The 14,791-nt window shown below is 63.1% G+C and carries 10 protein-coding genes and 1 pseudogene; 9 read left to right on the plus strand and 2 right to left on the minus strand.

All coding sequences use genetic code 11. The features are described 5' to 3' along the window. Positions 1-2 precede the first annotated feature (2 nt). The 7 genes and pseudogenes from ispG (at position 3) to QQ992_RS04750 (ending at position 7,962) form a co-directional block, all read left to right on the plus strand. Positions 3-1,112: a flavodoxin-dependent (E)-4-hydroxy-3-methylbut-2-enyl-diphosphate synthase gene (gene ispG / locus QQ992_RS04720; protein WP_016713199.1), complete on the plus strand. Its 1,110-nt coding sequence runs from the start codon at positions 3-5 to the stop codon at positions 1,110-1,112. Between the two features lie 25 nt (positions 1,113-1,137). Continuing rightward, positions 1,138-2,427 (plus strand): histidine--tRNA ligase, encoded by a 1,290-nt coding sequence (gene hisS, locus QQ992_RS04725; protein ID WP_016713198.1) that lies wholly within the window; start codon positions 1,138-1,140, stop codon positions 2,425-2,427. A 38-nt stretch (positions 2,428-2,465) separates the two neighbouring features. Continuing rightward, entirely contained in the window at positions 2,466-3,107 is a 642-nt protein-coding gene (locus tag QQ992_RS04730) for a tetratricopeptide repeat protein (RefSeq protein WP_060501832.1), read from the plus strand. After that, on the plus strand, positions 3,108-4,250 hold the full coding sequence (gene bamB, locus QQ992_RS04735) for an outer membrane protein assembly factor BamB (RefSeq protein ID WP_003248513.1): 1,143 nt from the start codon (positions 3,108-3,110) through the stop codon (positions 4,248-4,250). A 116-nt stretch (positions 4,251-4,366) separates the two neighbouring features. After that, positions 4,367-5,830 carry a ribosome biogenesis GTPase Der gene (gene der, locus QQ992_RS04740; RefSeq protein WP_105946966.1) on the plus strand — a complete coding sequence of 488 codons (1,464 nt, stop codon included), beginning with the start codon at positions 4,367-4,369 and terminating at the stop codon, positions 5,828-5,830. Between the two features lie 211 nt (positions 5,831-6,041). Further along, a pseudogene (locus tag QQ992_RS04745) lies at positions 6,042-7,183 on the plus strand (pyridoxal phosphate-dependent aminotransferase). Then, positions 7,171-7,962, plus strand: a complete 792-nt coding sequence (locus QQ992_RS04750) for an amidohydrolase (protein ID WP_105946964.1) — start codon at positions 7,171-7,173, stop codon at positions 7,960-7,962. The pseudogene QQ992_RS04745 and the gene QQ992_RS04750 overlap by 13 nt, the downstream one beginning before the upstream one ends. Before the next feature lie 160 nt (positions 7,963-8,122). Here QQ992_RS04750 and QQ992_RS04755 read toward each other — a convergent pair whose 3' ends face one another. Both QQ992_RS04755 and QQ992_RS04760 read right to left on the minus strand, forming a co-directional pair. Then, entirely contained in the window at positions 8,123-10,678 is a 2,556-nt protein-coding gene (locus QQ992_RS04755) for a PepSY domain-containing protein (RefSeq protein WP_286112399.1), read from the minus strand. A 102-nt stretch (positions 10,679-10,780) separates the two neighbouring features. Beyond that, on the minus strand, positions 10,781-13,072 hold the full coding sequence (locus tag QQ992_RS04760) for a TonB-dependent receptor (RefSeq protein WP_286112400.1): 2,292 nt from the start codon (positions 13,070-13,072) through the stop codon (positions 10,781-10,783). Between the two features lie 222 nt (positions 13,073-13,294). On the opposite strand from QQ992_RS04760, the gene QQ992_RS04765 reads away from it, so the two are divergent. Continuing rightward, the gene (locus tag QQ992_RS04765) at positions 13,295-13,975 is read left to right on the plus strand and encodes a Fe2+-dependent dioxygenase (protein WP_119368904.1); all 681 of its coding nucleotides are present in this window, start codon (positions 13,295-13,297) and stop codon (positions 13,973-13,975) included. Between the two features lie 3 nt (positions 13,976-13,978). Next, on the plus strand, positions 13,979-14,728 hold the full coding sequence (locus QQ992_RS04770; RefSeq protein ID WP_286112402.1) for a tetratricopeptide repeat protein: 750 nt from the start codon (positions 13,979-13,981) through the stop codon (positions 14,726-14,728). Positions 14,729-14,791: the final 63 nt, after the last annotated feature.

Consider the following 14,791-nt stretch of genomic DNA (forward strand, 5'->3'; position numbering starts at 1 on the left):
TCATGCACGGCGAATCTCCGATCAAACGTCGCGAATCCCGCAAAATCTGGGTCGGCAATGTGCCGGTGGGTGGTGATGCGCCCATCGCGGTGCAGAGCATGACCAACACCGACACCAACGATGTGGCCGCCACCGTGGCGCAAATCCAGCGCCTGGTCGATGCCGGCGTGGACATCGTGCGCGTTTCGGTGCCGGACATGGACGCCGCCGAGGCGTTCGGCAAGATCAAGCAGCTGGTCAGCGTGCCGCTGGTTGCCGACATCCACTTCGATTACAAGATTGCCCTGCGTGTGGCCGAACTGGGCGTGGATTGCCTGCGCATCAACCCCGGCAACATCGGCCGTGAAGACCGTGTACGCGCCGTGGTCGATGCCGCCCGCGACCGTGGCATCCCGATCCGTATCGGGGTCAACGCCGGCTCCCTGGAAAAAGACCTGCAGAAGAAGTACGGCGAGCCGACCCCGGCCGCATTGGTCGAGTCGGCCCTGCGCCACGTCGAGCACCTCGACCGCCTGGACTTCCAGGACTTCAAGGTCAGCGTCAAGGCCTCCGACGTGTTCATGGCCGTCGAAGCCTACCGCCTGCTGGCCAAGCAGATCGTGCAGCCGCTGCACCTGGGCATCACCGAAGCCGGTGGCCTGCGTTCGGGGACGGTGAAATCCGCCGTCGGCCTCGGTATGCTGCTGGCCGAAGGCATTGGCGATACCATCCGTATCTCGCTGGCGGCCGACCCGGTCGAAGAAGTGAAAGTCGGCTACGACATCCTCAAGTCGCTGCACCTGCGCTCGCGTGGCATCAACTTCATCGCCTGCCCGAGCTGCTCGCGGCAGAACTTCGATGTGGTCAAGACCATGAATGAGCTGGAAGGGCGCCTTGAAGACCTGCTGGTGCCGCTGGACGTGGCAGTGATCGGTTGCGTGGTCAACGGCCCGGGCGAAGCCAAGGAAGCCCATGTAGGGTTGACCGGCGGTACGCCGAACCTGATCTACATCGATGGCAAGCCTGCGCAGAAGCTGACCAATGACAACCTGGTCGATGAGCTGGAAAAACTCATCCGCCAGAAAGCGGCCGAAAAGGCCGAGGCTGACGCGGCGCTGATCGCCCGTGGCTGACACACAGAATTCGTAAGGACTATTCGTGAGCAAATCGCTGCAAGCCATCCGTGGCATGAACGACATCCTGCCAGAACAGTCGCCACTGTGGCGCTACTTCGAAGGCACCGTGGCCGGGCTGCTGGACACCTACGGGTACAGCCAGATCCGTACGCCGATCGTCGAGTTCACCGAGCTGTTCAAGCGCTCGATCGGTGAAGTGACCGATATCGTCGAAAAAGAGATGTACACCTTCGAGGACCGCAACGGCGATTCGCTGACCTTGCGCCCCGAAGGCACCGCCGCCTGCGTGCGTGCCGTGCTGGAGCATGGCATCACCGGCAATGGCCAGGTGCAGAAACTGTGGTACATCGGCCAGATGTTCCGCCACGAGCGCCCGCAGAAAGGCCGCTACCGCCAGTTCCACCAGATTGGCGTGGAAGTGTTCAACCTGGACGGCCCGGACATCGATGCCGAGCTGATCATGCTGACCTGGCGCCTGTGGGGCCTGCTGGGTATCCAGGACGCGGTCAAGCTGGAGCTCAACAGCCTGGGTACCAGTGAGGCCCGTGCACGCTACCGTGACGCGCTGGTCGAGTTCCTCTCGGCGCGCCTGGAGCAGCTGGACGAAGACAGCCAGCGCCGCCTGAAGAGCAACCCGCTGCGCATTCTCGACAGCAAGGACCAGAACACCCAGGCGGTACTGGTGGGTGCGCCGAAGCTGGAAGACTACCTGGACGAAGCGTCCCGCGTGCACTTCGAGGGCCTGAAGGCCCGCCTGGACGCAGCCGGCATTCCGTTCGTGATCAACACCAAGCTGGTGCGTGGCCTGGACTACTACAGCAAGACCGTGTTCGAGTGGGTTACCGACAAGCTCGGCGCCCAGGGCACCGTGTGTGCCGGCGGCCGCTACGACGGCCTGGTCGAGCAGATGGGCGGCAAGCCGACCACAGGCGTTGGTTTCGCCATGGGTATCGAGCGCCTGATCCTGCTGCTGGAAACCCTCGGCAAGGTGCCGGAGTCCATCAGCCGCCAGATCGACGTCTACCTGTGCGCCTTTGGCGAGCAGGCCGAACTGGCTGGCCTGCGCCTATCCGAAGGCCTGCGTGACCGCTTGCCGGGCCTGCGCCTGGCAGTAAACGCCGGTGGTGGCAGCTTCAAGAGCCAGTTCAAGAAAGCCGACAAGAGTGGCGCGCTGTTCGCCCTGATCCTGGGCGACGACGAGCTGGCCAAGCAAGAAATCGGCTTGAAGCCCCTGCGTGGCCAGGGCGAACAACAGAACATTGCCTGGGATGCTCTGGCAGAGCACCTGGAAACCGCGATCGCGCAGGCGTAACGCGGTTCAACAACGAATAGGCGAAAAGGAGTATTGGGGTGTCGAGTACCGATGATGATGATCTGGCAGGCGTCAAGGACTGGTGGAACCGCAACGGCAAGCCGCTGCTGACCGGCGCATTGCTGGCCGGCGTGGTGGTATTGGGCTGGAATACCTGGCACAAGTACCAGAACAACCAGTCGCAAGGTGCCTCGCAGCTGTATCAGGCGTTGCTTGAGACCAGCCTGACGCCGACTGGCCAGCCAGACGCCTCCAAGGTCGCGGAACTGGCCGGCAAGCTCAAGAGCGAGTTCGGCGGTACTGCTTACGCCCAGTACGGCAGCCTGTTCGTGGCCAAGGTGGCAGTCGAGAGCGGCAAGCTCGACGACGCCGCTGCCGAGCTGAAAAGCGTGCTGGACAAGCCGGCCGACGTGACCTTGGGCGAGATTTCGCGCCAGCGTCTGGCTCGCGTGCTGGCCGCCCAGAACAAGGCCGAAGACGCCCTCAAGCTGCTCGACGGCGACGCCGACAAAGCCTTCCTGGCCAGCCGTGAAGAATTGAAAGGTGACCTGCTGGTGCAACTGGGCCGTGCCGCCGACGCACACAGCGCTTACGAAAAAGCCAAGGCTGCGCTGTCCGATGACGCGGCAGTCGGTGGCCTGCAATTGAAGCTGGATGACCTGGCTAAAGGGGACGCGTAAGTGATCGGTTGGAAACATGCAGCAGTGCTGACCCTGGCCGTACTGGCCGCAGGTTGCAGCAGCAACAGCAAGAAGGAACTGCCTCCGGCCGAGCTGACCAAGTTCACCGAGGAAGTGGTGCTGAAGAAGCAGTGGAGCCGTTCGATCGGTGACGGCCAGGGTGAAACCTACAACACCCTGGTGCCGGCCATCGAGAACGACCGTATCTACGCCTCCGACGTCAACGGCGAAGTGTTCGCCCTGGACCGTATCACTGGCGATGTCGTGTGGAAGAAGGACCTGGAGCTGCAGGTTTCCGGCGCAGTTGGCGTGGGCTACGGCCTGGTCATGCTCGGCACCCTCAAGGGTGAAGTGATTGCCCTGGATTCCAGCACCGGTGAAGAGCGTTGGCGCTCGCGCGTGACCAGCGAAGTGCTGGCCCCGCCTGCCAACAACGGTGACGTTGTTGTGGTGCAGACCCAGGATGACCGCCTGATCGGCCTGGATGCCGCTACTGGCGACCGCCGCTGGATCTACGAAAACTCCCCGGCCGTGCTGACCCTGCGTGGCACCGGCGCGCCGATCGCCACCAACCGCCTGGCCGTCGCCGGCCTGTCCACCGGCAAGGTGGTAGCGGTGGACATCAACAACGGCGTGCCCGTGTGGGAAAGCCGTGTGGCCATCCCCAAGGGCCGCTCCGAGCTGGACCGTGTGGTTGATATCGACGGCGGCTTGCTGCTGTCTGGTGGTACCCTGTACGTCAGCACCTACCAGGGCCGTGTAGCGGGCCTGGACCTGGAAAGCGGTCGCGAGCTGTGGCAGCGCGATGCCTCCAGCTATGTGGGCGTTGCCCAGGGCTTCGGTAACGTCTACGTCAGCGAAGCATCGGGTACCGTAGAAGGCGTGGACGAGCGCTCTTCCAGTGCCCTGTGGAGCAACGACAGCATGGCTCGCCGCCAGTTGACCGCACCTGAAGTGTTCAGCAGCTACGTGGCAGTGGGTGACTTTGAAGGTTACCTGCACCTGCTGAGCCAGGTGGACGGCCGCTTTGTCGGCCGTGAGCGTATCGACAGCGATGGCCTGCGCGCCCGCCCACTTGTGGTCGGCGACACCATCTACGTCTTCGGCAACAGCGGCAAGCTCGAGGCACTGACCATCCGCTGAAGCTATGCTTGAAGCCTTGGCGGGCTTCAAGCCGCGGCGTAGGACACGCCGCCCGTACTCCGGCCGCTGCCTTGCAGCGGCCTTTGCATTTTCAAGAATTCAAGAGTGGAGAGCCGATGGTTCCCGTAATTGCCCTGGTGGGCCGCCCGAACGTCGGCAAATCCACCATGTTCAACCGCCTGACCAAAACCCGCGATGCCATCGTCGGTGACTTGTCGGGCCTGACCCGTGACCGCCAGTATGGCGATGCCAGCTGGCAGGGTCGTTCCTTCATCCTGATCGACACCGGTGGTATTACCGGTGACGAAGTGGGCATGGACGAGAAAATGGCCGAGCAGTCGCTCATGGCCATTGAAGAAGCCGACTACGTGCTGTTCCTGGTCGATGCCCGCGCCGGCATGACCGCCGCCGACCAGATGATTGCCGAGCACCTGCGCAAGCGCAACAAAGAGGCGATTCTGGTCGCCAACAAGATCGACAACATCGACGCCGACGTCGCCCGCGCCGAGTTTTCGCCGCTGGGCATGGGCAACGCCATTCCGGTGGCGGGCTCCCAGGGCCGTGGCATCAACGCGCTGATGGAGGCCGTGCTTGGCCACCTGCCGCGCGACCAGGTCGAAGAAGCCCTGGACGCCGAAGTCGCCGAAGGCGAAGAGGCCGTGCGCATCCCTGGCCCGAGCGAGAAAGATGGCATCAAGATCGCCATCATCGGCCGCCCGAACGTGGGTAAATCCACCCTGGTCAACCGCATGCTCGGTGAAGAGCGCGTGGTGGTCTATGACCAGCCGGGTACCACCCGTGACAGTATCTACATCCCGTTCGAACGCGATGACGAGAAGTACACCTTCATCGACACCGCCGGTGTGCGCAAGCGCGGCAAGATCCACGAGGAAGTCGAGAAGTTCTCGGTGGTGAAGACGCTGCAGGCGATCAAGGACGCCAACGTGGTGATCTTCGTCATGGACGCCCGCGAAGGTGTGGTGGACCACGACCTGAACCTGCTGGGCTTTGCCCTGGAAGCGGGCCGTGCCATCGTCATCGCCCTGAACAAGTGGGATGGCATGCAGCCGGGCGAACGCGACTACGTGAAGACCGAGCTGGAGCGCCGGCTGTTCTTCGTTGACTTCGCCGACATCCACTTCATCTCCGCCTTGCATGGCACTGGCGTGGGCAACCTGTACAAGTCGGTGCAGGCTGCGTTCAAGTCGGCGGTAACCCGTTGGCCGACCAGCCGCCTGACGCAGATCCTGGAAGACGCCGTGAGCGAACACCAGCCACCGCTGGTGAACGGCCGCCGCATCAAGCTGCGCTATGCCCACCTGGGGGGTGCCAACCCGCCGCTGATCGTGATTCACGGTAACCAGACCGAGAAAATTCCGAAGTCGTACTCGCGTTACCTGGAGAATACCTATCGCCGTGTGCTGAAGCTGGTCGGTACGCCGATCCGCATCGAGTACAAGGGCGGCGAGAACCCGTACGAGGGCAAGAAGAACACCCTCACCGACCGCCAGGTCAACAAGAAGCGCCGCCTGATGTCGCACCACAAGAAGGCCGAGAAGAAGCGCCGCGACAAGCGCTGATTTCGCGTCAGCCTCTTCGCGGGTAAACCCGCTCCCACAGGTACTGCACAGTTTTCGAAATCTGTGGTGTCCCTGTGGGAGCGGCTTTAGCCGCGAAGAGGCCTGTTGATCCAACGCAATGCCCCTAATGTTTCAACCTTTTTCCTGACCGCTCGATCCGCTATGCTCGGACTCCACCCCGTGCCGGATACACCCCAGGAAAGAGGGCTCCATGATCCGCAGCAAACTGCCGAATGTCGGCACGACCATCTTCACCACCATGTCCCAGCTCGCCGTGCAGACCGGTGCGCTCAACCTGTCCCAGGGTTTCCCTGATTTCAACGGCCCGCAGGCCCTGCTCGATGCAGTGGGCCGGCATGTGGCTGCCGGGCACAACCAGTATTCGCCGATGACCGGCCTGCCTGCCCTGCGCCAGCAAGTGGCAGCCAAGGTCGAGCGCCTGTATGGCGCCAAGGTGGATGCGGACCAGGAAGTCACCATCACCCCCGGTGCCACCGAGGCGATCTTCTGTGCCATTCAGGCTGTGGTCCATGCGGGTGACGAGGTCATCGTCTTCGACCCTTGCTATGACAGTTACGAGCCGTCCGTGGAGCTGGCCGGGGGCCGCTGCGTGCATGTGCAACTCAGCGACGGCGGCTTCCGCATCGACTGGCAGAAGTTCAGCGATGCCTTGAGCCCGCGTACGCGTATGGTCATCCTCAACTCGCCGCATAATCCCAGTGGCGCGTTGATTACCCGCGAAGACCTCGACCAGTTGGCGGCACTGATTGCCGACCGTGATATCTACCTAGTCAGCGACGAGGTCTACGAGCACCTGGTTTACGACGGCGTACGCCACGCCAGCGTGTTGGCCCATGAGCAGTTGTATCAGCGCGCCTTCGTGGTCAGCTCGTTCGGCAAGACCTACCACGTGACCGGCTGGAAGACCGGCTACGTGATCGCCCCTCCGGCGCTGAGCTGCGCAAGGTGCACCAGTACGTCAACTTCTGCGGCGTGACACCTTTGCAATGCGCGCTGGCCGACTTCATGGCCGAACACCCCGAGCACATCGATGAACTGCCGGCCTTCTACCAGGCCAAGCGTGACCTGTTCTGTGGTTTGCTGGACGGTTCGCGGTTCAGCTTCACCCGCACGGCGGGCACCTATTTCCAGCTGGTGGACTATTCGCAGATCCGCCCGGACCTGAACGATGTCGACATGTCGTTGTGGCTCACCCGCGAGCACGGTGTGGCGACCATTCCGGTGTCGGTGTTCTACCAGCAACCCATCCCCGAGCAACGCCTGGTCCGCCTGTGCTTTGCCAAACGAGAGGAGACGCTGCGTCAGGCAGCGGAACGACTATGCGCGATCTGAGCACACTGCCTAACCTGAAAGTCGCCCTGGTGCAAACCACCCTGGCTTGGCACGACCGCGAGGCCAACTACGCGCACTTCGAGGTGCTGCTGGAGCAGGTGGGCGAGGTGGACCTGGTAATCCTGCCGGAAATGTTCACCACCGGTTTTTCGATGCAATCGGAAAGCTTGTGCGAGCCGGAGAACGGCCCGACCTACAAGTGGCTGAAGGCCCAGGCGAAGAAATGCAACGCGGTGATTACCGGTAGCGTGATCATCCAGGCCGCTGACGGCAGCCACCGCAACCGCCTGCTGTGGGCGAGGCCGGACGGCGAAATCCTGCATTACGACAAGCGCCACCTGTTCCGCATGGCCGGTGAGCACAAGCACTACACCCCGGGCGAGCGCCAGGTCCAGTTCGAGCTCAAGGGCTGGAGAATTCGTCCATTGATCTGCTACGACCTGCGCTTCCCGGTGTGGAGCCGCGATGCCCAGGACACCGACCTGCTGCTGTACACCGCCAACTGGCCGGCTGCGCGCCGCCAGCACTGGAACCGGCTGCTGCCGGCGCGGGGGATCGAGAACCTGTGCTATGTGGCGGCGGTTAACCGGGTGGGGACGGATGGCAAGGGCTTTGCGTATTCGGGCGACAGCCAGGTGCTGGACTTCCAGGGTGAGAGCTTGCTCAGTGCCGGGGAGGCGGACGGGGTGTTTACCGCAGTGTTGAGCGCGGCGGAGTTGGCGGCTTACCGGGCCAAGTTCCCGGCCAACCTGGATGCCGATACCTTCGAACTCCATTAAACCGACACTGGCCTTTGTAGGAGCGGCCTTGTGTCGCGAAAGGGCCGCGGAGCGGCCCCAGGATTTCGGCGGTGATGCATGTATTGCTGGGGCCGCTTTGCGGCCCTTTCGCGACACAAGGCCGCTCCTACAGGTGATGCGTTGCTAGCTCAGGCCAGTATCAGTACACGTCCCGCCGATACCGCCCATCCTCGATCAGTTGCTGCACAACGGCTTCCCCAAGCATGCCGTTGAGCGCTGCATCCACCCCCGCAGCCATCCCTTGCAGGCTGCCGCAGACGTACACGCATGCGCCGTCAGCCACCCAGCGCTTGAACGCCTCGGCTTGCTGCAGCAACACATCCTGCACATACACCTTCTCGGCCTGATCCCGCGAAAACGCCAGGTCCAGCCGTGCCAGGTCGCCGCTGTCCAGCCAGCCTTGCAGCTCATCGCCACACAGCAGGTCATGCGCCCGGTTACGCTCGCCGAACAGCAGCCAGTTACGCTGCTCGCCAGCATTCACCCGTGCGCGGATCAGGCTACGCAGGCCTGCCAGTCCGGTGCCGTTGCCGATCAGAATCATCGGTGCAGTGGTTTCAGGCAGATGGAATCCGCTGTTACGCCGCAGGCGCAGGCTCAGCGTACCGTTTAGCGGCAGATACTCGGTCAGCCAGCCCGAACCCAGGCCCAGGTTGCCATCGGCGTGGCGTTCCTGGCGCACGATCAGCTCCAGCACGCCATCGCTGGCGATCGAGGCGATGGAGTATTCGCGGCTGCCGATCGGCACCAGTGCATCGATCAACGCCTGCGGCTGCAAGCCGATCAAGTGATCACGACGTGTCGGCAACTGGCGGCCAGCGAGGGCCTGGGCCAGGGTTTCGCTCAGGCCATTCACCTGCACCTTGGCGCTGGCGTCTAGCGCCAGGCCATTGAGGAAAGCGTCGACACGGGGCTGGCCATTGAGTGGCAGGATCTCCACCAAATCGCCGGCCTCCCAGCTGGCAGGCGCTTGCGGTTGCAAGCCCAGCAGGTACACCGGCTGACCCTGGCTGCCAGGGTTCAATAGCTCGCGACGCACCAGCGACCAGTTGGCAAAGCTCGGCGGCTGCCAGGCGGCCACCGGCTGGGCGCCGGTCAGTTGCGCCAGTTCTTGCTGCCACTGCTGCAGCGCTGCCTGGTCGGCATTGTCCACTTCCACCGGGCTGAACGCGCTGCTGGCGCCGCGCTCACCCAGCCATGCCTGCAAGCGGCGGGCGAAGCCGCAGAAGTGAGGATACTGGCGGTCGCCGAGGGCGAGTACAGCGTAGCTGAGGTTGTTCAGCGCCCAAGGTTGGCCAAGCACCTTGCGCTCGAAGGCACGGGCGCTGTCGGGGGCTTCGCCGTCGCCGAAGGTGCTGACCACGAACAGCGCGCGGCGGGCTTGGCGAAGGTCGTTTTCACCCAGTTCGGCCAGGGCGCGCACCTGTACCGGCATGCCCGCTGCTTGCAGCTGCCCGGCGCTCTGCCAGGCCAGTTGCTCGGCAAAGCCGCTTTGGCTGGCAAAACCGATCAGCCAGCTTTCGTCGCTGCCATTGTTGTTGGCAACGTTGCCACGCGCCTCGCGCACCTGGCGCTTCTTGCGGCGGCGGTCGAGGTACAGCAGCCAGCCGGTGACGAAGAACAGCGGCATGGTCAGGCTGGCGATGGTGACGATGATGCGGCCCGGCAGGCCGAAGTATTCGCCAACGTGCAGGGCGTAGACGCTCTGCAGCAGCTGGGCCTTGAAGGACTTGTCGGTGTAACGGTCGTGGTTTTTCACCTGGCCGGTGGCTGGGTCCAGCACCAAGGTGTTGAACGCGCGCGGGTGATCGGCGTTGTCCAGCAAGTAGAACAGGTTGGCAGGCTGGCCACCCGCCGGCGGCAGGCGCAGGTTATACATGGCCAGGCCAGGGCCGGCAGCGTTTTTGAGGTTGGCCCAGATTGCGTCGTAGTCGACCACCAGCGGCGGGGCGTTCTTGTCGACTTTCTGCGGCCCGTGGCGGCCACGGCCTTCGCCGCGTTTTTGTTGCTGACCGGCGGTCGGCGCGTCGGCCAGCAACTTGTTCAGGCCTTCGCGGTACCATTCATAGGACCAGAACAGCCCGGTCAGGGCGAACAGCAGATAGAACAGCAGGCACCAGGTACCGGCCACGGCGTGCAGGTCCCAGTTGAAGGCTCGGCCTTTCTTGGCCCAGTCGAAGGTTAGCCAGGTGCGCCAGTCCAGTGCCTTGCGCGGCCAGCGCAGGTACAGGCCGGAGAGGCAAAAGAACACCAGCATCAGGGTGCAGGCACCGGTAATCTGTCGTCCGGTGTCGCCCATGGCCAGGAAGCGGTGCAGGTTGAGCATGAGGTTGAAGAAGCCTTGCCCGGCCACTTCGCCCTTGAGTTCGCCGGTGTAAGGGTCGGCATAGCGCAGCTCGCCACGGCGTTCGCCTGGTGGCGGCATGAAGAAGATCCGCGCGGCGTTGCCTTCACGCACATCGACCCACAGCATCGACACCTTGTCGTGTTGCTGGGCCTCTACACGCTGCACCAGTTCGGCTGGCGGCAGCACGCCTTCGGCGCGCACCTCTACCTTGAGCACATCGGCATTGAATGCGCGCAACAGTTCTTCCTGGAACGAATACAAGGCCCCGGTGATGCCCATCAAGGCCAGCACCAGGCCAGCGGTGATGCCAAAGAACCAGTGCAATTGGAACAGCGTCTTCTTCACCACGTCTCTCACCTTGTGTTGCTGCCGCTACCTGCGCGGCGTGCATTATGCCTTGATACGCAAAAGCCCCGCTCACTGGAATGAACGGGGCTTTGGGTTGCTGCTTTAGAAGTGAACGCTGGTGGTCAACAGTGCAGTCCGCCCGGCCGCCTGGTTGGCGAAGTGGGTGGAGAAGGCCTTGTCGTAATACACCTCGTTGGTCAGGTTCTGCACGTTCAGCTGCAGGTCGACGTTCTTGGTCAGCTTGTAGGCCGCCATGGCGTCGTAGCGAACGTAGCTGTCGACCATCGTGGTGTTGGCCACGCTGCCGTACACGTCATCCACGTAGAACGCACCGCCACCGATGGTCAGCTTTGGCGTGATCGCGTAAGTGGTCCACAGGCTGGCGCTGTTGTTTGGCGTGTTCGGCAGTTGGTTGCCGTCGTTGGCCTTGCCCAGCGGGCCGCCGTCGATCTGGCGTGCCTGCATGTAGGTGTAGCCGGCGAACACCTGCCATTTGTCGGTCAGCTTGCCGCTGGCAGACAGTTCAATACCTTGCACGCGGGTTTCACCAACGTTCTCGTAGGTGTTGGTGTTGACCTGTACCCGGGCGTTTTCTTTCTCGGTGCGGAACAGCGCCGCAGCCAGAGACAGGCGCTCGTCAAGCAGGTTCCACTTGGTGCCGATCTCGTAGTTGGTGGTTTCTTCCGGCTCCATATCGCTGGCCAGCAGATTCCCGTTGCGGTCAGGTGTGCCACCCAGCGGGTTGCCTTCGGTACCTTCGCCGAGCATGGCGCCTGGTGGCGTAGCGGAGGTGGCGTAGGACACGTAGATGCTGCCGTTTTCGGCCGGCTTCCACACCAGACCCAGTTGGCCGGTCACGAACTCGCTGACGTCGTTGCCTTTGGCAGTGGTGGTGCCAGCGGCGTTGTAGGTTTTGTAGTCGGTGTCGAAGTGGTCGTATCGCAGGCCCATGTTGACCAGCCACTCGGGGGTCAGCTCCAGGGTGTCGAATACATAGATCGCGCGGGTCTTGCTGTTGGTGGTGGTGCCAGCGTAGTTGCGCGAGATGGTACCGTTCCACGGATCATCCGGGTTCGGATTGCTCAGCGAGGTGCAGTTGTACCCGCTGGTGGCGCCGATCATGCCCGGGGTGCAGTTGGTATTGGCGCTGCCGCCTGGGACGGTGTCGGTGTCGACGGTGTAGCTGGAGCGCTCGCTTTCTTCACGGCTCAGCTCGATACCGGTGGAGAAGCTGTTTTTCAAACCACCGACGTAGAACTCGCCGAACAGGTCGGTCTGGTTGGTGGTGGTGGCGGTGTTACCCACCCGGGTGTTGGCACGACGCCAGACGCTGCCGTTGTTGACGTTGCCCTTGCTGTCGTCAGGCTGGGTCAGGATGTAGTCCTGCATGCTGTTGCCGTGACGCAGGGTGTTCTTGATGGTCAGCGCATCGGTCAGGTCGTGCTCGATGGCGAAGGTGGCGATGTCCACGCGGGTCTTGCGGAAGTCGCGACCGGTCAGGCCGTAGAAGTTATCGCTGTCGCCGCCGTCATTCGGTTTGCTCGGGTGCGCCGAGGTGCGCCCGGCGCTGCCGTTGGTCGGGATGGTGTAAGGGATGCCCGAATCCGGCAGGTCGTCGCTTTCCAGGTGGTAGTAGTCAAGGTTGACGCGGGTTGGCGTGCCCAGGCCGAAGGCCAGCGACGGGGCGATACCCCAGCGGTCGTAGTTGACCTTGTCGCGGCCGGCGACGTTGCTTTCGTGGGTCATCAGGTTCAGGCGGCCGGCAACGGTATCGCTGAACTGGTAGTTGCCATCGAAGGTGTAGCGCTGGGTCTGGTCGCTGCCCCAGGTCCAGGCACCGTCCAGCGAGTTGCCAAGGTGCGCGCGCTTGCTCACCAGGTTGATGGTACCGCCGGCGGCACCACGGCCACCGATGGCCGAGTTAGGGCCCTTGGCCACTTCCACCGACTCGATGGCGAAGATTTCGCGGGTTTGCGCGCCAGTGTCACGCACGCCGTCCAGGTAGGTATCACCCTGGGCATCGAAGCCACGAATGAACGGACGGTCGCCTTGCGGGTTGCCGCCTTCGCCGGCACCGAAGGTAATGCCCGGCACGGTACGCAGTGCGTCCTGCAGGGTCAGGGCATTGGTGTCCTTGATCACTTGCTGCGGGATCACGGTAACCGAGCGCGGGGTGTCTACCAGCGGCGCGGTGTACTTCTGCGAGGCGGCCTTTTCGACCTTGTAATCGGTGCTGGCTTGTTCAGCCTTGCCATTGACGCTGGTGGCGTCGAGGGTAATGGCGCTGTTCGCGGCCGGGTCGGCGGCGTAGACCGACGTGGCGCTAAGGGCGACACCGATGGCAGACACGATCAGGCGTGGTGAGCTCACTGCAGATGGTACGGACTGGCGCATTGCTAAGGACCTTCCCCAAGGTGTTGAGGCGGCGGATCTTAATGTAAGCAATTGTGACTCACAATTGAGAGTCGTTACCATTCGTGAAGAATTTACAATCTTTACAATTTGCCTTTACGGTTTCACACAGCTGAAACGTCTTAAGCGGCGAATGGGGCTTGTGCAGCGCAAAAGGGAATCAATATCATTGGCGCCTTTACACTTCCTAACGGTGCTGCTGCCATGCTGCTTCACATCCCAGGCCTGTTCGACGCTGATGAGCTGGCCCGTATTCGCGAGGCGCTGGAGCAGGCCGACTGGGCTGATGGCAAGGCTACGGCTGGCTACCAGTCGGCCAAGGCCAAGCACAACCTGCAGTTGCCGGAAGGGCACCCGCTGGCCAAGGAGATTGGCAGCGCGCTGATCGACCGCCTGTGGAAAACCCCGCGCTTCATGTCGGCGGCCTTGCCACACAAGGTGTTCCCGCCGCTGATCAACTGCTACCGCGAAGGCGGCAACTTCGGTTTCCACATCGACAACGCCCTGCGCCAGCCCAAGGGCAGCCCGGAGCGGGTGCGTACCGACCTGTCTTCCACGCTGTTCCTCAGCGACCCGGACAGCTACGACGGTGGCGAGCTGGTGATCCAGGACACTTACGGCGTGCAGCAGGTCAAGTTGGCCGCCGGTGACCTGGTGCTGTACCCCGGCACCAGCCTGCACAAGGTCAACCCGGTAACCCGTGGCCAGCGTTACGCCGCATTTTTCTGGACCCAGAGCCTGGTGCGCGAGGACAGCCAGCGGGCGCTGTTGTTCGAGATGGATAACGCTATCCAGCAATTGACTGCCGATGTGCCGGACCATCCGTCGCTGCTGCAACTGACCGGCACGTACCACAACCTGCTGCGCCGCTGGGCTGAGGTCTGAGCCGTGTCCTACCAGTTGCGACGTGAGGAAGTGGTGGATGTGGCCGGTTTGCAGGCCATGCTGGAGGAAAGCCCCGGCAAGGCCGCTCAGGCGATTCTGGCGGCAGCGGGGCAGGGCGCGGTCGAGGCGCAGTTGCTGCTGGGGCAGATCCTGCTGGATGGCCGCGGTATCGAAGAAGATGCCACCGTGGCCCGGCGTTGGTTTGGCATCGCCGCACAGGGCGGCAGTGCCATGGCGCACAACATGCTCGGGCGTTGCCTGGAGCATGGTTGGGGCGGCGAGCCAAGCCTGCCGCAGGCGGCCATCCACTATGCCCGCGCGGCTGACGCCGGGCTGGATTGGGGCCTGTACAACCTGGGTAATCTGCTGGCTACCGGGCGTGGAGTGCCGGCCAATCAGGTGCAGGCACTGATGTGCTACGAGAAGGCTGCGCAGATGGGGCATGCCAAGTCGATGAACCTGTATGGGCGCTACCTGGAGCAGGGCATTGCCACGGCACCTAGCCCGGCGCGGGCAGTGCGCTGGTATCGGCGCTCGGCCGAGGCGGGGGATTTTCGCGGGATGTTCAGCCTAGCGCTGGTACTGGTCGAGCGTGGTCAGATGGCGGAGGCTGGGCAGTGGCTGGAGCAGGCGCGGGTTGAGGGGAACATGAACTTTTTGCGCGCTGCGTTGGTGACCTTGCAGGGCGCCGGGCCGGTTTTGATGGCATTTGCCGGGCGGTATGCCGAGGAAATCGAACGGCGCGGGGATTAGGTTTGCCTGTGCTGGCCCTATCGCCGGCACAGGAGAGCACAAATGAAAACGGGGCCTCGCGGC

This window comes from Pseudomonas kurunegalensis (genome assembly GCF_030291635.1).
Lineage (GTDB): Bacteria > Pseudomonadota > Gammaproteobacteria > Pseudomonadales > Pseudomonadaceae > Aquipseudomonas > Aquipseudomonas monteilii.